The organism is Howardella ureilytica (assembly GCF_054657495.1).
The window spans coordinates 53645-75186 of the sequence record NZ_BAAHYP010000010.1; the positions used below are offsets into that span (position 1 = coordinate 53645).

Below are 21542 nucleotides of genomic sequence, written 5' to 3' on the forward strand. Positions count from 1 at the left end.
GCGTCGTAGCAATACGGCGCTTTTTTGTTACCCGGAAGTGACAAACAGCGGCTCGGAAGCATTGAAAATGATCAGTACCGGGTTCGTGATCTTCATGATTCCTATCATCGGAGAGTGGTTTGTGGCACTGATAGATGTGGCAAATACCGGATTGCGTGATTACATCAGGTCTTGAACTGTAAAACTGAATACGAAAAAGTATCGCCGATACTTTATGCCTCTGAGCCGTCCTTATGTCATTTGGGCGGCTTTCGTTTTGTAATAATAGGAAGAACGAGACGAGAGCTTCATGTAGGAAGATAGAGGGTAGCCAGGACGAAAAGTTAGAAATAATAAGAATAATAGGTGGTTAAGATAGTTTCTGTGAAACAGATAAAATGTTAAAATATAAGCATCATGACAGAATAGTGTCATTGGTATAAACATGTAATATGGGGTAACCTTAAAACACAGCATACCTCTACAGTACCTTTCCCGATAATATATTCTTAAAAAATCATAGAGTGAGGTGGACCCAATGAGCCTGTAAACGCGAAAACAAGGAATAAGTAGGTCTCAAGAAGGGAAAGATGTGATGAATAGTGGATGATATAAAAAGGATAAGTATTGAAATCGATAGAGATCATTTTATTGACGTTCTGTCTGAAGAACTCCCCTCTTTGAAGGCAAAAATAGGCTTCACGCAAGACCGGATAGGCAATACGATAGGTATTAGTAGGCAAACATATAGTGCAATTGAAACCAAAAGAAAAGGATGCCTTGGAATATTTATCTATCACTTATAATGTTTTTTACCCATAACGAGAAGACAAAACCAATAGTAGAGTCAATCGGAGCCTTTCCGGAAGAGTTGAAAGATAGTTTCAATATAAGCAATAGGTAAATATGCCCGTTTCTGAGTTCCTAAGAAACTACAAAAGGAGGAGAAAATAATGAAAAAGACCAAAAAGTTACTTTCTGTTCTCTTGTCGGGGGGCTTGATCGCGATTCTGTTGGCAGGATGCGGCTCATCGAGTGGATCGTCTACTCCGGCAGCTTCAAATCCTGTTGAAACGACTTCCGCTCCGGAAGTTAAATTTGAGGAGGTTACAGTTGTCGATAACGATGAATGCGCTATAAAAATCACTGACATCGATGCCGACAACATGTGGGGAGATACCTTAAAGGTTTATTTGGAAAATAAAAATGCCGAAAAGACCTATATGTATTCCGTCGTATCTGCCTCTGTAAACGGAATTGAAGTTGATCCTCTTTTTGCCAACAAGGTTGCTGCCGGAAAGAAGGCCAACAAAGAAATCAATTTCATGGATGACTGCTTAAAGAAGAACGGCATCGAATTCACGGATATCGCTATGACATTCCGAGTATACGATTCAAATGAGTTGGCAGATTATGAGGAGGTGGCCCGTGAAACAGTACATGTCTATCCTTTAGGTGAAGAGAATGCTACTTTATTTGTTAGAGAAGAACAAGCCTCTGACCAGGTGCTTATTGATAATGAGAAATGCAAGGCAACGGTTATTGGCACAGAAAATGATTCTATATTGGGATACACATTAAACTTGTATCTAGAGAACAAATCGGACAGTAGCGTTATGTTCTATGTAGAGGATGTGTCTGTTAATGGTTATATGATAGACCCGTTTTGGGCAAGATCAGTTTCGGCCGGAAACGTGGCATTTTCTGATATGAGCTTCAATACGTCTGCATTTGAGGAAAATAACATTGAAACTGTCGAAGCTATTGAATTAACCATTCGCGCCTACAATTATGAAGACTATTCAGCTAATGATTATGCAAAAGAGACAGTTATTATAAATCCATAAACATACCAAAAGGTAGGCAAATGGCATGAAAAGATGGAAACTTGTATCTGGCATCTTATCTGTTGTATTTGTCGCGGTAGTGTTATTCCAATCCTGCGCGGCAGGAATAGTGGATCTCATTCTCATGTCGTTGCGGCCGATTCCACTCTGGTAGGAAACGGAAAAGGCTTTGAGCTAAAGGAGGTTGCAAAGCGAGTAAAGAAGGAGAATGGGTTTACAGATGTAGCCGTGCACGGCTCTCCGGACAGCATCTCCGTAATTGTGAGTGAAAACGGGAAGGACAAAGAGATTGTACTCGATCATCGACAGTTGGCTAAATTCTTGAAAAGCGATAAGGGTTATGGCGGTGGAAACATTCGATTGCTTTCCTGTAAGACGGGGAGTAAAACCGGAACCTTTGCACAAAACCCGGCAAACAAGATGGGAGAGACTGTGAGAGCTCCTTCGGACACTCTATATATTTTCCCTAGTGGGAGAATGGTGATAGGTCATAATATGTTTACTAATACCGGCCGGTGGATTGACTATCACCCTCAGAAGAGAAAGAGGTGAGATTATGAAACTTAGAACAATCGGATATTACAAAGAAATGCCTCATGGGCAGGTGACCGACCCTTGTATGGAGGAGTTCATCAATCAGGAAGATGCTGAACAGTCTGAGATGATCTGTAATTATTTAAGAAACGGGTCAGCACTAATTGTGAGTCCGGGAGTGACTGTTGATGTATTACATCCTGAAAAGGGATTTTCCGGAACAGCGACAGCATATACGGATGGAACATGGGTATGGCCCGGTGATTTGGCTTACTATGTTGAATCGTATTTACTGAAAATTCCTGAGGAGTTCCGGCGGACAATGATACAAAACAAGTGGCGTAACCCTGTATCCGGTATGGATTTCGCAAAAGAACCCATAGAAATTAATGGGATTCAAATGTTTTAATTAAGGCGAGTATAGCCTTAGGCCGATTCTGTGAGATACTCCCATGGAGTCGGCCTTCTTTTTTTTGAAAGATTTAAGTATATTTAATAAGATACACGTGGAAAGTATGTCCAAACCATTAAGGAGTCATTGATGGTAAAGAAGAAAATTAAGGTTTATATCTATACCCGCGTTTCGACCACGATGCAGATCGATGGCTATTCTCTGGATGTGCAGCGCACCCGCATGCGGGAATTTGCGGAATTAATCATAGTTTAAATGCTGCGAGTGCGGCAAAGCAAAATTAAACACTAAGTGCTAACATAAAATGGGGCATTAAACAAAGAGCCGGTAACGGCAGTTTTGGTTTTTATCGTAGAAAATGCTATGGTTATGATAATGATTTTTATTTATAAGTCTTGGAGGGATAATTATTGATTTTGTGGACAATTCAGCCTATTGAGGTGTATAAACTGATTCAGGAAAAAGGAGTATACCGATGTGATTTTGAGAAGTGGGATTTTGACTACTTTAGGGATAAATATGACTGGTTGGTTCGAAAGATGAAAAGCAAAATAGGCAATCCTCCGGAAGGAGTTTCATATCCGGTATGGGCGTGGTATATGATAAACGGAGTCAGAAAAAAGCCGGATCTTCGAAGTGAAAGATGGAATAACGGATGGAAGGGAGAGCGATTTGCCTGCATGGAAATTGATGTCTCCGACGACCGTGTAGTAATCTCGGATTTTGACGAATGGTGTTTAATACTGCTTAACGGTCTTTTGTCAAACTCTGAGGAAGAGGGTATTAAACTTGAAAACGAATACAACAGTTTGTCGGAAAAGAACAAAAAAGCTTTTATTGATAAAAATTGGGAAAGAGTGTTTGAAATTGTAAATTTGGATAACGGTTGGACTTTAAGAGGTTATATGATACAGGCCACGTTTTGGGAACTGCGTAAAGAGGATATCAGATCGGTTCGTTTTTTTACATCTGCAGTTACAAAGCCGGATTATCTGACATAGCACATGAAAAGAATTTTCCAAAGGATTTGGAGAATGCTTATATGGTAGGACAAAAGTTGAGTTTAATTTAAAAATATTTATAATCAAAACTAAAGCACAGAGGAGAGCGGTAATGAAAAGAATTATGGTTTTAAACGGTTCGTCACGTCCGAACGCATTTACAGATGCATTAATTCGCTCCTTTAAAGCAGGTGCCGAATCACAGGGCCATGAAGTTGAGGTGATGGAATTACGAAGCATGCATATTCATCCGTGTATCGGATGTTTGCACGGCGGAAAAGACTTTGACAAACCGTGTACGCAGTCAGATGATATGGACATGATTTATTCCTTATACAGAAAATCCGATGTTATCGTATTTGCAACACCGCTGTTTTTCTGGTCTTACAGCGGACTTCTTAAAAATGCCATGGATCGCATGTGGGCATTAGCCGAATGTGATCATGATACATTGCACGGAAATAATAAAAGCGGAGCTCTTTTGACGGCAGCCGGAGGAAGTCACCCGGAACAGTTATTAATGCATTTTGATTATCTTATGACACGATTGTCCTGGACCAATATAGGGAAAGTGGTTCTTGAGCATACTGACGATTTGGATATTCACAACATTGCACCGAATGCGGAAGCATTCGATTTGGGGGCATCGATTTGTTGAACAGTATCATAATTATAAAACCGAAAGCAAAACCCGACAGAATAACGTTTGTTGTTATAAAAATTTATATACGGAATGAGAGAATAAGCTGTATAATGTCTAATATTATATAAAGGAGAACAAACCATGAAGAATGCGGTCAGATACTATTCAAGAACGGGAAATACCAAAGTCGCCGCTGAGGCAATAGCAAAAGCAATTAATGAGGAAGCGGTGTCTGTTGATTCGCCGGAGGCACCTGTCAGAGAGCATGTCGATGTTTTATTCATCGGAGGCGCTTTGTATGCCTATGGAATAGATGAGCATTTGAAAAAATTTGTTGCGGGACTTAAGAAGGAAAATGTCGGAAAAGCGGTTGTATTTTCCACATCTTGGATCTCAAAGCATGCGATTAAAGTTTTGAAGGATGCACTGAATCGTAAGGGAATACCTGTTGAGGATGAAACATTTTATTTCAGAGGAAAGCCGGGAGAGAAGCAGTTGCATGAAGCAGTACGTAAAGTAAGACAAATCTGCGGACAGTGATTTTTCGGATTGTATCGACAAACTTTCAGAAGAAGTTTGCGAATAGACGTAAGAATCAGCGGAAAAGTTATGCCGCAGTTACGACGATATGATTATAAAAAATTAAATATATAAATAAAGACTTAAATGGAGTGCAGTTCTCTTTTTAAGTCTTTATTTGTTTATGTGAATTTTCACTTATAATTAAAAGCATTGTGTTATTATTAAACTAATATATTAATCAGGAAGACAAACAATGAATTATATTACTCTGTCGGAGCACTATCGCAGGCGCTTCGGATGTAAAGTTTACAAACTGTCACTTCAATCCGGATGCAGCTGTCCAAATAGGGACGGAAATATAGGATTCGGAGGGTGTATATTTTGTTCCGAGGGAGGAAGCGGTGATTTTGCCGCTCCGCTGCTTCCCATAGAGGAGCAGATTCAAATTGCAAAACATCGTGTAGAGCATAAGCTGCCGAAAGATAAAAGCGGTCGCTATATTGCATATTTTCAATCTTATACAAATACCTACGGTGATGTGAAAAGACTGAGCATGTTATACCGGAAAACACTTTCATTTCCGGAAATAGTGGGAATATCCATAGGGACAAGACCGGACTGTCTGCCTGAAGAAATGCTCGACATGTTAAGCGAATTAAATACCATAAAGCCGGTAACCGTGGAGTTGGGACTTCAAACCGTCCATAATAAAACTGCAGAGAAGATTCACAGGGGTTATAATACGGATGTATTTGAAAAAGCATATAAAAGCCTGACTTTACGGGGAATAGAAGTCGTAGTGCATGTTATTTTGGGACTTCCCGGGGAAAATATCGCCGACATGCTTGATACGATTGATTATCTGGCGGAGTTAAAGCCCGTGCTTCCCGGTATAAAGTTACAGCTTTTACATATACTTAAAGGTACGGCACTTGCGGCAGAATATTCCAAAAATCATTTTCCGATATTTACAATGGATGAATATACGGATCTGGTAGTTGAATGTATACGCCGTTTACCGGAAGAAACCGTTATTCATCGAATGACGGGAGACGGACCCAAAAGCCTTTTAATTGCTCCGGAATGGAGCGGAGACAAGAAACGTGTGCTTAATATGCTAAACAGGAAGCTGAGAGAAGCAGAACGTTAAGTATGTACGATTAATATTGCATGCGGAACATAATCTCATATATACTAAGCAATACATGAGTGGTTGCGAAAACATGGAGAAGTAAAATGTCAGATACAACAAAAAGAGCTTTGGAAACGTCTCTTAAAAACTTATTGCTTAAGAAACCTGTAAATAAGATTACTATTAATGATATTACGGAGGATTGCGGCGTAAATCGTGCAACCTTTTATTATCATTTCAAAGATATTTACGACTTGATTGAGTGGTCATGTGAAGAAGACTCTCGTAAGGCGGCTGACGGCAATACCACATATGAAACCTGGCAGCAGGGATTACTTAACATTTTTCATGCGGTAGAGGAGAATAAACCCTTTATTTTGAATATTTACCGACATGTCAGTCAGGAACAGATTGTCAGATATTTATACAGAGTTGTCTATCAACTGATTATAGATGTTGTGGAAGAGTGCGCCGAAGGAATGAGCGTAAGGGAAGAAGACAAGAAATTTATTGCCGACTTTTATAAATATGCTTTTGTGGGAATCATGCTTGAGTGGATAAGTCATAACATGAGTCAACTTCCGGAAAAGATAGTTGAAAGACTCAGCGATTTGATTGACGGAGACATCAACAGAATGTTGGAAAAATACAGGACGGACAAACCCCGCATATAATATTAATACACAACATATATGTGAAAATGACAAAAATTTCAACAAAGAGGCGTTGCTATCAAATGTTTCGATAGCGGCGTCTCTTTGTTGATTGTAGAAAGAATTTCGGAAAGCTACACTGTATTCGTATTTAAAGGTATGACGTAAAAACAAAGGAGGTACTGTTATGTATTATTCAAGCGGAAATTATGAGGCTTTTGCACGTCCAAAGAAACCTGAAGGAGTGGATCATAAATCTGCGTATTTTATAGGAACGGGACTTGCGGCGTTGTCGGCGGCGTGCTTTTTGATAAGAGACGCACAGATGCCGGGAAAGAATATTCATTTCTTTGAGCGTGATCCGATTGCGGGCGGAGCCTGTGACGGTTGGAATTATCCGGAAATCGGATATGTAATGCGCGGCGGAAGAGAAATGGATAACCATTTTGAGGTTATGTGGGATTTGTTCCGTTCTATTCCATCCATAGAAACGGAAGGAGTCAGTGTGCTGGATGAGTATTATTGGCTCAATAAGGAAGATCCTAACTTTTCACTTTGCCGTGTGACGGAAAAACAGGGTCAAAACGCTCATACGGACGGAAAGTTTTGCCTAAGCGATAAGGCAGCCATGCAGCTTACACATTTACTTTTTACTCCTGACGAATTTCTTGAGGGAAAGAGAATTACGGATGTTTGTGATGAAGAGGTGTTAAACAGCAATTTCTGGACATATTGGCGCACAATGTTCGCGTTCTACGACTGCAACAGTGCACTTGAAATGAAGAGATATATGCAGAGATATATCCATCACATTGACGGTTTGCCTGACCTTAAAGCACTTCGTTTCACAAAATATAACCAGTATGAGTCCATGATACTTCCGATGGTACATTATTTGGAAGAACACGGCGCGCAGTTCCATTTCAATACTCAGGTGACAGACGTTCGTTTCGATATTCATGACGGCAAAAAAACGGCAAAACGCGTTGAATTGCTTTCGGAAGGCAATAAAGAATATTTGGATTTGACAGAAGACGATTACCTGTTTATCACCAACGGCAGCAATGTAGAAAATTCTTCTATCGGAGGACAGGACAAGACATGTGAATTTATCAAAGAAGTTCGTCCCGGCGGTTCATTTGACCTGTGGCGTAAGATTGCCGAGCAGGATTCTTCATTCGGACATCCTGAGAAGTTCTATGGCAATCCGGAAGAATGTAACTGGATGGGAGTAACCGTAAATACTTTGGATGATAAAATTCTTCCGTATATCAAAAACATATGTCAGCGCGATCCGCTTTCAGGCAAGGTCGTAACGGGAGGAATTGTTACCGCAAGAGATTCCGGATGGCTTCTCAGCTGGACAATCAACAGACAGCCACAGTTCCATTCACAGCCTAAGGATCAGTGCCTTGTATGGCTTTACGGACTTCATACCAACCGTCCCGGTGATTATGTTAAAAAGAACATGAGAGACTGTACCGGAAAGGAAATATGCATGGAATGGCTGTATCACATCGGCGTTCCTGTTGATCAGATTGAAACGCTTGCCGAACACAGCGCAAAAACAATTCCGGTTATGATGCCTTTTGCCAGCGCATATTTCATGCCGCGTTCCGCAGGAGACAGACCTGATGTTGTTCCGGAAGGCGCCGTTAACTTTGCTTTCATAGGTAACTTTGCCGAAGTTCCGAGAGATACGGTATTTACCACGGAATATTCCATGAGAACCGCAATGGTAGCGGTATATACCCTTTTGAACGTGGATAGGGGAGTCCCTGAGGTTTGGGGAAGTATCTATGATATACGAGACCTGTTGAAGGCAACAATCAGTATGCGTGACGGAAGACCTCTTACAGAGATGAAAATGGGGCTTAAAGAGAAAATTGCGGTACATAAAGCTCTTGATTTTATCAAGGATACGGATATTGAGAAATTATTAAAGGAATACAATGTAATATAATGTAATAAAAATAATCCGACATTTGTAATTGACGGCATAGCTTACACACGGCTGTAGGTTATGCCGTTTTTTGCATTCGGAATATTAACAGAAATAATTAAGTTTTGACAGATACATAAAAATTAACAAATTTATACTATAATAAAGCTACATCATTGACGCGGACATTAAAAAGCTGTTGCGACAGATTACGAATAAGATTGTGTGGAATATATGGCAGATGGACGGTCTGAAAGATACTGTTCCGCATGGAAAGCCATACGAAGAGTTCTGTCAGATGACAATCTTTGATATGTTGTCGGACACGGTAAATGCGCAAGCTCTATCTTACTTTTCCGATTTTGCAGACACTGTCTGCAAAATTAAGCTGGAGCCATTATGTAAACCGGCCAAGTTCACAATTAAGCCGGAACATTATCGTCAGTTGATGAATGTAAAATACGGTGTACATTTCGAGTGTATAAGATATGGCAGTAAGATAAAAGGCTTACGGAAAGGATTATTAATTTATGTTCAGACCCATGAGGAGGATAAAACAACAGGTTTCCGACGAAGAGTGCATAAGAATCTTAAAGGAAGAAAAAAGAGCGGCATTATCGGTAATCGGTGATGACGGATATCCTTATACCGTACCGATTGATTTCTATTATGATGAGTCTGACGGACGAATCTATCTGCATTGTGCAAAAACCGGACATAAGATTGATGCAATTAAAAAATGCGACAAGGTGTGCTTTACTGTATGGAATCAGGTTTATAAAACCGAAGGAAACTGGGAATGGAACGTTACTAGTGTTATTGTGTTCGGGAGAGCTCGATTTATTGACGACAGGAGCTTTTGGGAAGATAAACTGAGAAAATTAACCGAGAAGTACTATCCGTCCGCAGAAGCGGTTGAATCTGCAATGCATATTCCGTCGGTTAATGTTGTTCAAATGATGGCAATCGATATTGAGCACATGACCGGTAAACTAGTAAATGAAAAATAAATATCATTAGTATTTATATTTAAATCATGTATTAAAGGTAAAGAAAATGATCAAATATTATTTAATAAAGAATAAGCTTCTTGTTAAAGGTGATGTACTGAGTCCAAAAGGCGGATTGGTCGAAAATGCATTTGTTTACAGGGACGGTGATTGGCAAGAGGTGAACCCCTATATAATAAATGACAGAATAATCGGTTTCGATCGGTTTGATGACAGTATTTACGGTATGGGAAATGCTGAAATTATGGATGAACTTCAGGAAATAAGTGAAGAAGAAGCGAATAATCTTATTAAAGGAAGGGAATAATGAGCAACAGAAAAATCGTTATTTTAGAGATGTTAAATAAAGCGGACGGGCCGATATCCGCCTCTGACATGGCAAGGCAATTTAATGTAAGCAGGCAGAGCATTGTGGGTGACATTGCACTGTTGAGGGCATCGGGAACCGACATTACCGCAACATCAAGAGGATATGTTCTTACGGAGAAAATGTTTGAAGACCACATATATGTGGGAACACTGGTATGTGATCACGGAGACGATCGTTTGGAAGAGGAATTGTATACGATTGTTGACATGGGGGGAGTGGTAATAGATGTAAGCATAGAGCATGCCATATACGGGGAACTTACGGGCAGGTTGGAATTATCATCCAGATATGATGTGGATATGTATTTAAAAAAGGTTTCAGAAAACAAAAGCGCAGCGCCCATAAGCAGACTTACGGGCGGAAAACATATGCATCGTATAGGATGTAAAAGCAGGGAAATATTTGACCGCATTAATAAGAAATTATGCGATGCGGGAATTGCCGTAATGTAAATACACATATATTTATAAATTTATAAATATATATGTTAACATATGTCTTGACACATAACTGTCATATGCTAAACTATATGACAGTATTATTGTTGTGCCTGTAAAATGGCGTTTATTGCATTACGGAGGTAAATGTATGTCAAAATATGCGGTAATTGTTGTGGATATGCTTAATGATTTTGTCACGGGAGCATTGGCTTGCGAAAGAGGCAAGGCCATAGTTCCTGCCGTGGCAGAGCTTTGTAATGCGGCCAGAGAAAGCGGTATCCCGGTTATTTTTTCAAATGACTGTCATATCAAAGACGTGGACAAAGAATTGGAATTTTGGGGAGATCATGCCATAGCGGGAACAAAGGGAGCGGAAGTTATACCGGAACTTAATGTATGTGACAGTGATTTTATCGTACCGAAGCGCCATTACAGCGGTTTTTTCGGAACCGACTTGAATGTTCTTTTAAAGGATCTGGGTGTTGATACCTGTATAATTGCAGGTCTCCATACTCACATGTGCTGCCGCCACACTGCGGCGGATGCATATCAATACGGTTTTGATCTTGTAATTCCGAGAGAAACCACGGATTCGTTTACCGAAGAAGACTATAATTACGGAATGCGGTATTTTAAAGAAACATACGGAGCAAAGATATGTGACCTGAAGGATTTGCTTGTTAGTTTACGATAAAAATATTTTGTTATATATGGGGCGCCCGTCGATTCGGGCGCCCCGTGTTGTTGTCGATAATTTACGGCAAAAAGATAAAATTTAATAATGTATATTATGCACATTAAAGGCTGTTTCGTCCGTATGGACGGAGCAGCCTTTAATTTTGGGAAAATGTAATTATCGGAATTGCACCTGTTGAAATTATTATAAAAAAGTTATATTATAGATGTAATGATTATAATTACAACAAAATAAATATAAAACACAGGTTTTTATTAAGTTTAAAATGTTTATATAAATATTTACGGGGAATTATTATGGAATATACGGATTATCTTAAGATAATATCAAATGACATTCACAGGACGATTGTTGCAACGGTTGATGACGAGGGACTTCCGGTTACTTCCGCAATAGATATGATGGATAGTGATGAAAAAGGACTTTATTTTCTTACGGCAAAGGGGAAGAATTTTTATGACCGTCTAAAGAAACGCGGGTATCTTGCACTTACGGCAATGAAAGGAGAGGATACCATGAGCAGTGTTGCCGTGTCGGTTAGGGGAAAGGTAAGAGAACTGGGCTATGAAAGGATACCGGAACTGTTTGATAAGAATCGCTATATGTATGAGATTTATCCTACGGAGGAATCAATGCATGCGCTGACGGTGTTTCAAATATATGAAGGCACGGGAGAATACTTTGATCTGTCAAAAAAGCCTATTGAGAGATCTTCTTTTGCCTTCGGCGGAGGTGTAAATAAAGAAAGCGGATATTTTATAACCGACAGATGCGTGGGTTGCGGAAGGTGCGTATCCGTATGTCCTCAAAACTGTATTATCCAAGACAAATTGCCGTTTGTAATAATACAGGAAAACTGCCTGCATTGCGGTAATTGTTTTAAAGCCTGCCCTGCGGAGGCCGTTGAAAGAAGGTGAATAATATGACATCGAATGATAAAATAAATATCGGCAATTTTATGCCTGACGGGTACAGAGAAACGATACAAAAGGGCATTGAAGGAGTGAGAAGATTCAGCGGAAAAATAAGTTTAGGAAGCGGAGAGCTTTCATCCCTGACAGAGAAATTGAAAAATGAAGTCGAACATGCAGATGCTATTGTTATCGGAGCAGGGGCCGGGCTTTCCACCTCTGCCGGATTTACTTACTCCGGAGAGCGTTTTAAACGATATTTTTCTGATTTTGCTTTAAAATTCGGAATAAGGGATATGTATTCCGGAGGGTTCTATCCTTTTCCGAATGATGAAACACGTTGGGCATGGTGGGCGAGACATATATATTTTAACAGATATGTTGACGCTCCGAAGCCTGTTTACAACGAATTGTACAATATTGTAAATGACAGAAATTATTTTGTAATAACCACAAACGTTGACAGCATGTTCCTAAAGTCCGGCTTCGACGATAACCGTCTTTTTTGTACACAGGGGGATTACGGTTTGTTTCAGTGCCTAAATTCCGATATAAAATATACTGTTTCCAATGAAGAATGGGTAATGAAGGCCATGGAAGCCCAGGGATTCGTGAAAGATGAAAACGGCGTGTTTGTCGTGCCTGCGGACGGAAAAATTGAAATGTCCCTTCCGTCAGACTTAATTCCTAAGTTTGATGACGGGAAAAGCGATGTAACGATGAATTTGAGAGTGGATGACTCATTTCTTGAAGATGAAAATTGGAAAAAGTCGTCGGCGGCTTATTCTGATTTTTTAAGGCGCAATGAAAACGGCCATGTATTATATTTGGAGTTGGGAGTCGGATCCAATACTCCGATTATAATCAAGTATCCGTTTTGGGAGATGACTTATGCAAACGGAAAGTCTGTATATGCATGTATAAACTTAGGTGAGGCGTTCTGTCCCCAGGAAATTAATGAAAGATCCATATGTATTGACAATGATATCGGAGCAGTACTGCATGAATTAAAATGCAGATGAAAGGCGGTGTTTGATGACACAGGACGAAAGAAGAATATGGCTGATAAATTATTTGTTGAAAGAGCGTGATATGCATAAATCTCATGAGCTTCCGCATGGAAGAGATGAACAGAGACAGCTTCTCAGGTCGCTTATGAATATCAGAATGCCGATGCCGGTATCTGAGGAGTTTATATTAATTCAGGATCAATATCTGAGGGAGAGGAATATCGAACGGGGGATTGAATATGCGGATAATCTTGAGCCTGTAAGTTCAGATAAAAGTATATATATCAGACAGGGTGATATTACGACTTTGGCGTGCAACGCCGTTGTAAATGCGTGTAACAGCCGTATGCTCGGGTGTTTTCAGCCGATGCATTCATGTATCGATAACTTTATTCATACATATGCTGGTGTCGAATTAAGACTTAAAATGAATGACATTATGAAGGCTCAGGGGCATGATGAACCTACGGGACATGCGAAAATTACACCGGGGTATAATCTTCCCGCGAAGTATATTATTCATACGGTGGGACCTGTTGTTTATGGGTGGCTGACACGTGAAAATGAGGAAGAGCTGTCATCATGTTACACTTCCTGCCTGAATATTGCCGCAGAGAACGGCGTGGATAGCATTGCTTTCTGTTGTATTTCGACGGGTGTATTCATGTTCCCGCAGGACAAAGCGGCTGAGATTGCGGTTTCAACGGTTAAAAAGTGGCGGGATGAGCATTCGGACAGCTGTATAAAAAAGATAATTTTTAACGTATTTAAGGACAGCGATTTGAATATATATAAAAATATTCTTGGTTGACATATTAAGAGAGTGTTATACAAAAAGGTGATTATTATGGCGGAATTCAGTGATTTTATTAAGATGGATATCAGAGTGGGAACAATAATTGAGGCAAAAGTTTTTGAAAAGGCTAAAAAACCTGCTTATAAGTTAAAAATTGATTTCGGTGACGATTGCGGAGAGAAGAAATCGTCGGCGCAAATTACCGATTTGTATTCCACGGAAGAGCTTATAGGCAAGCAGGTACTTGCCGTAGTGAACTTTCCGCCCAGGCAAATTGCCGACTTTATGTCGGAAGTACTTGTGCTCGGTACATACAGCGATGGGGGAGTGGTGTTGATTACACCTGATAAGCCGGTCAAAAACGGAGATAAACTCGGGTGAAACAGTTGATTGCAAAGTATTTCAAAAATATTCTTAAATCCTAATTTAATCATTGGGATTTATTTTTCACATAAGATGTACTTGACATTGATACAAGTACATCTTATTATTGTGTACATACTAAAGTGAGGTGTTGAATATGGATACAAAATTTTCGGTAGCGCTCCATATCCTGATTTATATTGAGGAGTCGGATAAGGAGGTAACTTCGGAACTGTTAGCCCGAAGCGTTGGGACAAATGCCAGTTATATCAGAAAAATTACGGGATTATTAAAGGACTCGGGCATAATTGAAACTCACCGTGGGAAAAAGGGTATTACTTTAAATATGGAACCGGATGAATTAACTTTGGATAAAGTATATTTTGCGGTTTGCCCTGATAAAGAATTGCTTTCGGTTCATGAAACGGCCAACAGAGAATGTCCCATAGGAGAAAATATCAATGAGGTTTTAGAGCCCGTATTTGAAGAATCAGAGCGACAGTTGGTTTTAAATCTAAAAAAGAAAACCCTTAAGAATTTAATTGATGATATGTATGAATCATATAACAGGAAGAGGAGAACAAATTGAAAGCTGCACTGGTAGAGCGATATAACAAAAATAATATTTCATTAAATATAAGAGACGTTAATAAACCGTTTGTCGGAGAAAACGATCTTCTGGTAAAAGTGTCCGCAGCGGGAGTAAATCCGCTTGATAACATGATTACACGAGGCGAAGTAAAGATGATTGTTCCGTATAAATTACCGGTTATTGCAGGTAATGAAATGGTAGGAATCGTTGAAGAAACAGGATCCCGTGTAAGTAATTTTAAAAAAGGAGATCGTATATTTGCCAGACTTCCTTTGAACAGAATAGGAGCATTTGCCGAGTATACGGCCGTGAATGAAGATGCGGCTGCAAAAGTTCCGGATTATCTGACGGATATTGAAGCTGCTGCAATGCCTTTGACTTCTCTTACGATTATGCAGTCGCTGGAGTTAATGCATGCGGAAAGCGGAAAGACGATATTTATCTCAGGAGGTACCGGAAGCTTGGGAGCCATGGCTATTCCAATTGCAAAAGCAAAGGGACTCAAGGTGATTACAAACGGAAGCGCAGGTAACAGGGAGAGAGTCCTGGAATTGGGAGCAAGTGAATTTATAGATTATAAAAAAGAAGATTACACTAAAGTCTTATCAGATATCGACTATGTATTGGACACGCTCGGCGGCAATGAAACCGAAAAACAGATGACTATTATGAAGAAAAACGGAAAAATGGTTTCTTTAAGAGCAATGCCAAACGGTTCTTTTGCGAGGAGAATGGGCTTGCCTAAATGGAAACAGATAATTTTCGGACTTGTCGGCAGAAAGTATGACAAAATGGCAAAAAAATACGGAGTTTCATATGATTTTGTGTTTGTAACGTCAGACGGAAAGCAATTATGGGAAGCGGCAGATATATTTGAACGTTTAAAAATAAAACCTTCAATAGATACTGTTTTTTCATTTAAAGATGTAAATAAAGCATTGTATAAAATTGCGAACGGACACTCAAAGGGAAAGACTATAATAACAATGGAGTAAAGAAGGAGTAATGGAATTTACAGAAGTGGAAAAGTTGCCGATAAATGTTACGGATGCGATTAAAAAACGCACAAGTACAAGAAGTTTTGAAGATAGATCATTAACTGAAGAAGATAAAAATAAATTACTGAATTTCAGCAATACACTTACAAATCCGTTTGGAGTGGATATTAAACTCCACCTTGTAAGCAAAAACACCGGAATGGAAAATATTAAACTCGGAACATACGGAACCATAAAAGGTGCAAGAGATTTCATTGCCGTTACGGTGAAAGATGAACCGTTTGCAATGGAAGCCGTCGGTTATCAGTTCGAAAATCTGGTGCTGTATGCTGCCGAGATGGGACTCGGTACGGTATGGCTTGCGGCTACATTCAACAGAAAAGACTTTAAAAACGTTATTGATATAAGTTCCGATGATTTATTTCCGTGCATCTGTCCTGTCGGATATCCATCCGGTAAACGTTCGATAATTGAAAGAGTTACAAGAGCGAGTCTCGGTTCTAAAAACAGAAAATCATGGGATAAGATATTTTTTTTAAATGATTTTAATCATTTATTATCTGAAGAAGATGCAGGTGAATACCGCATTCCGTTGGAAATGTTAAGGCTGGCACCGAGTTCCACAAATGCTCAACCTTGGGCAGTGGTAAAGGAAGGTAATTATTATCATTTCTTTAACAATTATAAAGACAGAGTAAGCGATGACGTAAAAAAGATAAAGCATTTAGATTTGGGTATTGCTCTGTCTCATTTTCATCAAACTGCCATGAGCATCGGATTGAAAAGTAATCCGGAAATATGTGATATAAAGTTTTCTGTTCCTAAAGACATGCATTATATCATTTCATATAAAATCGGATAATGTATTAAAAACACTACATATATGCCCGTCCCGGGTTATTAATAAAATATTTTAAGGGAAACGGTATAATCTTAAAAATAAGGTTATACCGTTTTTTATATATGCGATAAAAATATATTTGCCGATCCTATATTAATTATAATATAAGCCGAATGTCCATAGTATTAAATTAAAAATACGGAAGAAGAAAAGGGTGATGAATCCGACGAATGTCATATAATTATATTTTTATTATTTTTTAAATATTCTAATGTTGTTTTAATTTCTTAATTGACTTCTTTTGTAAAAATTACGGTATACGGTTTTTCACAATCGCTTATTTTTATTTTTGTTTCCAACTAAAATTTAACTCCTTTCTCATCCGGAATGATGTTTGATGTCGTAAGTATATGGGTAACGTGTTTATAAGTCATGAAAAAACGGTAAGAGGTAAAAATGCAGGCAAGATGTATGACACGGATTTATATCATGTTTTTGCATTGATAACAATATAAAAATGATAAAAAATTAACATAAAAACATTACAAATTTACCTTGTATGTAAAAAATATTTATCAATAAAATCTACAAATAAGTTGATATGTATAAAAATATGTGATAGAGTACAGTGACATTGATAATAAATACTGTTTTTAATTAATTCATCAATTTGTAATTAAAATGTTCCGTACAAAAATATTATCGGACTAAACAGTAATGTACCGGAACTGTTTTAAAATGCTAAAAGGAGAAGATTATGAAAACAAAAAAGCGACGAAGTATATTTGCCGGTGCGCTGGGTTTATTCTTAACATTGGGAGCCGTCACGCAAAATGTAACAGTGGCTTTTGCACAGGAACCGGGCGAGGCGGTATATTATGGCACTGACAGTGATAATCATGCTCCAGGAACAGGCGGCGGAACGGATAATTTGAATGCATTGCAAACATCTGATGAAAACCCGACAGAGGAACCGCCGAAAGCGGCTCAAAATGACTTATACACATCATATATCAACCTTGTGGGTGAAAAAACGGCCTTTTACGGCGGAGAAATTATAACACTTTACAATAATATTGTAATCTCCGGAAATCAGACCGTTTTAGAAGAAGGTTCTTATTCCGTAATTACTATTCCAAAATCTTCATTTCAAAAACCCGTAGAAAAAGATATCTCAACATCTTTTACCGATTTTAAAAAACTTACTATAGAAGAAACAGACAGTGATTATCGCATTATTACTGTCTATAAAACGCTGTACGGCGGATATAATGCGGGTACACCGGTTAAGTTAAGCCTGATTCCCGGGGGGGTTGTCAACCGGAGCAACAGTATCGTAAAACAGGAATTTTTTGACAAAAACGGGACAAAACTTACCGAAACAAGTCAGGTAAATATTATCGGTAAGGCTGAAATAGAAAAAATCAGTAACAACAACTGGAGCGCATCAAGGTTAGAAAATGAAGTAGACGAACATTATGTTATAAAACAGGGAACATATCGTACGTTTCATCCATACTATACATCTGTATTGGACAATCAGAACGATCCGAGAGACAGGCGTATCTATGCCGCCGTTCCGGATGGTACTTCGGTAAAGGCAGACACGGGCTGGACATATGAAGAATCAACGGGGCGTTATTATAAGGACATTCCGAGAAATAAATGGAACAGCTCAAATATTACCATTGAGCTGGACTTGGGCGGAATCGATATGTCTTCATTCGACTCGCAGAATAAGTATAAGCGTTTTGAGGTTGTATTTTCGACGCAACCGGTAGCAGACGGAGTTGTTCAGACGGATATCGGACCTTATATGGCTTCCTGCAAAAGAGACTATTATATATTGAAGTCGGGACCGGTTGTTCCGGGAGCTACACAGAGTGTATACAATTATGTATATAACAAAACAATAAATCGTGATTATCAACCCGTAAACGGGAATAAATCAGCCACCGGAAGCTATCATTTGGGAAGCGGATATTATTCGGACAGAAATCTTACATACTTGTCATATAATCACGACCTTTTAAATTCACAGCGCATACGGTATTCCCTTGCAAACCTTACAAGCTACAGCATTTATAACGGAAAGGGCGATGATGATACACGTGAACTTTCATTTACGTCATCACATATAGAAGTAAGCCCTTATACCAATCCTTCGGAGATCCGTATTATGGTTTTGGGTTTAAATGAAGAAGATACGGAAACATTAAAAAACATGCTGCACGGCACTAAAGCATATGGTTGGAAAGACGGAGTTAAAACCCTTATATCCGAAGATGTTCCCGTTGTCTCCTACGGATCGTACACAGATTCCCATACATCCGAAGGCTGGCAGAAGCTTAACGGAGAAGGAGATTATTCGGAAATATCCTTTGAATATCCTGAAACCTTGAAGTTTATCGGTAAAAGCAACATAGATAAGTTTTATAAAGCAATATGGAATGATGTTGTCGCGGATATAAAGGAAAGTGCATACACTGAATTGGCAGACAAACTCAGTAAAGAAGAAGCTCCGGTAATTAATTATAAGGCGGATTACGGAAGGTTATATTTGAAGGGTAAGTATGTCGTAAATGCAGGTGAAGAAGCAACCGAAAATACGGCTGTGGTTTCAGACAGCACAAGAGATGAATTTCGAATGTATTACGAAGATATTATGAAGACGAATAATATTTCGATTACTACCGGAAGTCAATATTTTGTGGATGAAACGCTGACTGCAAAGCTTTCATATACACAGAACAGATACGGAAACTTTGCGGATGCCACGATGCCTGAAAATGCAAATATTTATTATCTTGTTCCGGACGGACTGGAGCCTGTAGATGACGGAGAAACGTTCAGTGACATAAAGGTTGTTCGAGGATATATAGACGGGTTTAATCTTGTGACGGCTAAACCCGCGAAAACGAATATACCTAAGTCTTCGGGAGCAATAAACGACAGCAGTCAAAATACTTACGAATTGAGCTTTACCGTTACAGGAAGACTGCAAACGGGAACATATAAAATTTATTCCTGTATGTCTATTGATAATAACAAGATAGGAGTAGATGAAAACGGGACTCAATACGGAATCCTTCAAAGAGATAATCCGAGCTCGTCAACCGTATGGAAAAATATACTAAATGATGCGGAAAACAGACCGGACAACAGGTTTAAATTTACGGATTTTTCGAGTGAAACATTTACAATTTATCCTCCTAAAGTTTTATCTTCATTTAAAGAAGTAAAACTTTCAAAAGATCCGGATTCAAAATACGCATCATCTCTCGGCAATAAAGCGACTATCGGAACGCCGATAGACTACAGGTGGCTTTTGAAAAATAACAGTACCGGGGATATCGATACTCTCGAAGTTATAGACATTCTTCCGTATTCCGGAGATAAGTCAATAGTAGCAAGCGACAGCGGAGAATATACAAGCAGAGGTTCAACATTTAAAACTCCTCTTACAGGCGTTGATGCAAATGAGAAATTTGACATTTACTATTCTACAGATCCCGTAAAAGGAACCATAAAAGAAAATACTGCCGCTGCATGGAGCACCTCCGTGGATGATTATTCATCGGTTACAATGATTAAGGCGGTTTTAAAAACCGGACAAAAATTGTCGGTAGGTGAGTCATGCTCTATCGTAACTCACAATATTATTGAAAATAACGACAAAATTCAGGACGGTCAAAAGGCGCATAATTCATTTGCCGTATCTTTGAACGACGGGAATTCTTTTGCGGAAGCTTTGGGTGTTGAAGTCGCGGTAAACTACCCTAAGCGTGACGTTCAAATATTAAAGTCGGATCTGGAAAATCAAAATAAAAGGTTATATAACGCCGTATTTACATTATATGAAGAAGGAACCGGAGAAAACGGCGGAGACCGCCTGATTAAAGATGACATTACTACTAATCATGACGGTATCGCTACAATTCCGAATCTATTGGTGGGAAAGGAATATTATCTTATTGAAAAGAAAGCTCCAGAAGGATATGAGCGTTCCGAAGATAGATTGTATTTTACGGTTAATGAAGCGGATGAAACAAACAGTGTACAAAGGATAGACATTTCAAATGACATAAAGAGAACCTCCGTGGGAGTGACTAAAAAATGGATAGGACCGGCCGCGGATAATGTAAATGTTCATCTTTTGGCAGACGGAGTCGACACGGGAAAGTCGTTAACTTTAGACGAATCGAATAACTGGAAGGGTACATTTGATAAGCTGCCTGAATTAAATAATGACGGTTCCGAAATTTCATATACGGTTTCGGAAACACCGATTACGGATTATTCATCTTCAATAACGGGAGATGCGAAAACAGGATATGTAATTACAAACACAAATACCGAGAAAATATCGATTCCCGTAAAAAAAGAGTGGATAGGACCGCCGGCAGATAAAGTTTCGATAAAGTTGGAAGCGGACGGAAATGTTGTTGATGAAATTGTATTAAATGATGACAACAACTGGAGCGGAAGCTTTGAAGGATTTTTGAAATATGATGCCGACGACGGTCATGAAATCAGTTATACGGTTTCTGAGGATGAGACGGCAGATTATGCAACAAGTATTACGGGAGACGCCGTGAACGGATTTACCGTGACAAATACGAAAAAACCTACGGGATCCATACCTCCGGCAGATGAAGAAAATGTACCTCCTTCAGATGAAGAACCGGAAAATCCTACATCTCATTCAGATGAAGGACATGAAGATCCTACGCCTCCTTCAGGTGAAAAGCATGAAGATCCGGTATCTCCGGACAATGTAAAGAATTCGGAAAACAATACCGACAAAACAGATACAACGCCGAAAACCGGCGACAATATGCAATACGGC

At 39.1% G+C, this 21542-nt stretch carries 22 protein-coding genes and 1 pseudogene; all 23 read left to right on the forward strand.

Annotation, left to right across the window (positions count from 1 at the left end; all coding sequences use genetic code 11):
• The first annotated feature begins 581 nt into the window (after nucleotides 1–581).
• Complete coding sequence (locus ACYQ1N_RS05945) at nucleotides 582–785, forward strand: hypothetical protein (protein WP_459833897.1); 204 nt, start codon at nucleotides 582–584, stop codon at nucleotides 783–785.
• A 192-nt stretch (nucleotides 786–977) separates the two neighbouring features.
• A complete protein-coding gene (locus ACYQ1N_RS05950; RefSeq protein WP_459833899.1) occupies nucleotides 978–1826 on the forward strand; it encodes a hypothetical protein in 849 nt (282 codons plus the stop codon).
• 33 nt (nucleotides 1827–1859) lie between these two features.
• Entirely contained in the window at nucleotides 1860–2378 is a 519-nt protein-coding gene (locus ACYQ1N_RS05955; RefSeq protein WP_459833901.1) for a hypothetical protein, read from the forward strand.
• Between the two features lie 4 nt (nucleotides 2379–2382).
• Nucleotides 2383–2769: a hypothetical protein gene (locus ACYQ1N_RS05960; protein ID WP_459833903.1), complete on the forward strand. Its 387-nt coding sequence runs from the start codon at nucleotides 2383–2385 to the stop codon at nucleotides 2767–2769.
• A gap of 132 nt (nucleotides 2770–2901) precedes the next feature.
• Nucleotides 2902–3012, forward strand: a pseudogene (locus tag ACYQ1N_RS05965) (recombinase family protein); the annotation flags it as partial.
• 170 nt (nucleotides 3013–3182) lie between these two features.
• Nucleotides 3183–3773 carry a DUF3841 domain-containing protein gene (locus ACYQ1N_RS05970; protein ID WP_459833905.1) on the forward strand — a complete coding sequence of 197 codons (591 nt, stop codon included), beginning with the start codon at nucleotides 3183–3185 and terminating at the stop codon, nucleotides 3771–3773.
• 112 nt (nucleotides 3774–3885) lie between these two features.
• Nucleotides 3886–4431 (forward strand): flavodoxin family protein, encoded by a 546-nt coding sequence (locus tag ACYQ1N_RS05975; protein ID WP_459833907.1) that lies wholly within the window; start codon nucleotides 3886–3888, stop codon nucleotides 4429–4431.
• A gap of 126 nt (nucleotides 4432–4557) precedes the next feature.
• Entirely contained in the window at nucleotides 4558–4956 is a 399-nt protein-coding gene (locus ACYQ1N_RS05980; protein WP_459833909.1) for a flavodoxin family protein, read from the forward strand.
• A 235-nt stretch (nucleotides 4957–5191) separates the two neighbouring features.
• Nucleotides 5192–6088, forward strand: a complete 897-nt coding sequence (mnmL, locus tag ACYQ1N_RS05985) for a tRNA modification radical SAM protein MnmL/YtqA (RefSeq protein ID WP_459833911.1) — start codon at nucleotides 5192–5194, stop codon at nucleotides 6086–6088.
• An 86-nt stretch (nucleotides 6089–6174) separates the two neighbouring features.
• The gene (locus ACYQ1N_RS05990) at nucleotides 6175–6744 is read left to right on the forward strand and encodes a TetR/AcrR family transcriptional regulator (protein ID WP_459833913.1); all 570 of its coding nucleotides are present in this window, start codon (nucleotides 6175–6177) and stop codon (nucleotides 6742–6744) included.
• A gap of 166 nt (nucleotides 6745–6910) precedes the next feature.
• Nucleotides 6911–8686 (forward strand): oleate hydratase, encoded by a 1776-nt coding sequence (locus ACYQ1N_RS05995; protein ID WP_459833915.1) that lies wholly within the window; start codon nucleotides 6911–6913, stop codon nucleotides 8684–8686.
• 509 nt (nucleotides 8687–9195) lie between these two features.
• Nucleotides 9196–9675, forward strand: a complete 480-nt coding sequence (locus ACYQ1N_RS06000) for a pyridoxamine 5'-phosphate oxidase family protein (protein WP_459833917.1) — start codon at nucleotides 9196–9198, stop codon at nucleotides 9673–9675.
• Between the two features lie 46 nt (nucleotides 9676–9721).
• On the forward strand, nucleotides 9722–9982 hold the full coding sequence (locus tag ACYQ1N_RS06005; protein WP_459833919.1) for a hypothetical protein: 261 nt from the start codon (nucleotides 9722–9724) through the stop codon (nucleotides 9980–9982).
• Nucleotides 9982–10497, forward strand: a complete 516-nt coding sequence (locus ACYQ1N_RS06010) for a transcription repressor NadR (RefSeq protein WP_459833921.1) — start codon at nucleotides 9982–9984, stop codon at nucleotides 10495–10497. The genes ACYQ1N_RS06005 and ACYQ1N_RS06010 overlap by 1 nt, the downstream gene beginning before the upstream one ends.
• Before the next feature lie 136 nt (nucleotides 10498–10633).
• Entirely contained in the window at nucleotides 10634–11179 is a 546-nt protein-coding gene (locus ACYQ1N_RS06015; RefSeq protein WP_459833923.1) for a cysteine hydrolase family protein, read from the forward strand.
• A 299-nt stretch (nucleotides 11180–11478) separates the two neighbouring features.
• Nucleotides 11479–12099, forward strand: a complete 621-nt coding sequence (locus ACYQ1N_RS06020) for a 4Fe-4S binding protein (RefSeq protein ID WP_459833925.1) — start codon at nucleotides 11479–11481, stop codon at nucleotides 12097–12099.
• Nucleotides 12100–12104: 5 nt separating this feature from the next.
• Nucleotides 12105–13115: an SIR2 family NAD-dependent protein deacylase gene (locus ACYQ1N_RS06025; RefSeq protein ID WP_459833927.1), complete on the forward strand. Its 1011-nt coding sequence runs from the start codon at nucleotides 12105–12107 to the stop codon at nucleotides 13113–13115.
• A 13-nt stretch (nucleotides 13116–13128) separates the two neighbouring features.
• Nucleotides 13129–13914: a protein-ADP-ribose hydrolase gene (locus tag ACYQ1N_RS06030; protein ID WP_459833929.1), complete on the forward strand. Its 786-nt coding sequence runs from the start codon at nucleotides 13129–13131 to the stop codon at nucleotides 13912–13914.
• Between the two features lie 36 nt (nucleotides 13915–13950).
• Entirely contained in the window at nucleotides 13951–14280 is a 330-nt protein-coding gene (locus ACYQ1N_RS06035) for a tRNA-binding protein (protein ID WP_459833931.1), read from the forward strand.
• Between the two features lie 139 nt (nucleotides 14281–14419).
• On the forward strand, nucleotides 14420–14851 hold the full coding sequence (locus ACYQ1N_RS06040; protein ID WP_459833933.1) for an Rrf2 family transcriptional regulator: 432 nt from the start codon (nucleotides 14420–14422) through the stop codon (nucleotides 14849–14851).
• Nucleotides 14848–15849 (forward strand): NADP-dependent oxidoreductase, encoded by a 1002-nt coding sequence (locus ACYQ1N_RS06045; protein WP_459833935.1) that lies wholly within the window; start codon nucleotides 14848–14850, stop codon nucleotides 15847–15849. The genes ACYQ1N_RS06040 and ACYQ1N_RS06045 overlap by 4 nt, the downstream gene beginning before the upstream one ends.
• A 10-nt stretch (nucleotides 15850–15859) precedes the next feature.
• Nucleotides 15860–16714: a nitroreductase family protein gene (locus ACYQ1N_RS06050; RefSeq protein ID WP_459833937.1), complete on the forward strand. Its 855-nt coding sequence runs from the start codon at nucleotides 15860–15862 to the stop codon at nucleotides 16712–16714.
• A 736-nt stretch (nucleotides 16715–17450) separates the two neighbouring features.
• On the forward strand, nucleotides 17451–21542 hold a 4092-nt coding region (locus ACYQ1N_RS06055), incomplete at its 3' end, for a Cna B-type domain-containing protein (protein WP_459833939.1).

What these genes read in the sequence shown, in the direction of transcription:
- ACYQ1N_RS05955 (WP_459833901.1), top strand. Translation starts at nt 1,860, where the DNA reads ATGGAAACTTGTATCTGGCATCTTATCTGTTGTATTTGTCGCGGTAGT.
- ACYQ1N_RS05960 (WP_459833903.1), top strand. Translation starts at nt 2,383, where the DNA reads ATGAAACTTAGAACAATCGGATATTACAAAGAAATGCCTCATGGGCAG.
- ACYQ1N_RS05975 (WP_459833907.1), top strand. Translation starts at nt 3,886, where the DNA reads ATGAAAAGAATTATGGTTTTAAACGGTTCGTCACGTCCGAACGCATTT.
- ACYQ1N_RS05980 (WP_459833909.1), top strand. Translation starts at nt 4,558, where the DNA reads ATGAAGAATGCGGTCAGATACTATTCAAGAACGGGAAATACCAAAGTC.
- mnmL (WP_459833911.1), top strand. Translation starts at nt 5,192, where the DNA reads ATGAATTATATTACTCTGTCGGAGCACTATCGCAGGCGCTTCGGATGT.
- ACYQ1N_RS05990 (WP_459833913.1), top strand. Translation starts at nt 6,175, where the DNA reads ATGTCAGATACAACAAAAAGAGCTTTGGAAACGTCTCTTAAAAACTTA.
- ACYQ1N_RS05995 (WP_459833915.1), top strand. Translation starts at nt 6,911, where the DNA reads ATGTATTATTCAAGCGGAAATTATGAGGCTTTTGCACGTCCAAAGAAA.
- ACYQ1N_RS06000 (WP_459833917.1), top strand. Translation starts at nt 9,196, where the DNA reads ATGTTCAGACCCATGAGGAGGATAAAACAACAGGTTTCCGACGAAGAG.
- ACYQ1N_RS06005 (WP_459833919.1), top strand. Translation starts at nt 9,722, where the DNA reads ATGATCAAATATTATTTAATAAAGAATAAGCTTCTTGTTAAAGGTGAT.
- ACYQ1N_RS06010 (WP_459833921.1), top strand. Translation starts at nt 9,982, where the DNA reads ATGAGCAACAGAAAAATCGTTATTTTAGAGATGTTAAATAAAGCGGAC.
- ACYQ1N_RS06015 (WP_459833923.1), top strand. Translation starts at nt 10,634, where the DNA reads ATGTCAAAATATGCGGTAATTGTTGTGGATATGCTTAATGATTTTGTC.
- ACYQ1N_RS06020 (WP_459833925.1), top strand. Translation starts at nt 11,479, where the DNA reads ATGGAATATACGGATTATCTTAAGATAATATCAAATGACATTCACAGG.
- ACYQ1N_RS06025 (WP_459833927.1), top strand. Translation starts at nt 12,105, where the DNA reads ATGACATCGAATGATAAAATAAATATCGGCAATTTTATGCCTGACGGG.
- ACYQ1N_RS06030 (WP_459833929.1), top strand. Translation starts at nt 13,129, where the DNA reads ATGACACAGGACGAAAGAAGAATATGGCTGATAAATTATTTGTTGAAA.
- ACYQ1N_RS06035 (WP_459833931.1), top strand. Translation starts at nt 13,951, where the DNA reads ATGGCGGAATTCAGTGATTTTATTAAGATGGATATCAGAGTGGGAACA.
- ACYQ1N_RS06040 (WP_459833933.1), top strand. Translation starts at nt 14,420, where the DNA reads ATGGATACAAAATTTTCGGTAGCGCTCCATATCCTGATTTATATTGAG.
- ACYQ1N_RS06050 (WP_459833937.1), top strand. Translation starts at nt 15,860, where the DNA reads ATGGAATTTACAGAAGTGGAAAAGTTGCCGATAAATGTTACGGATGCG.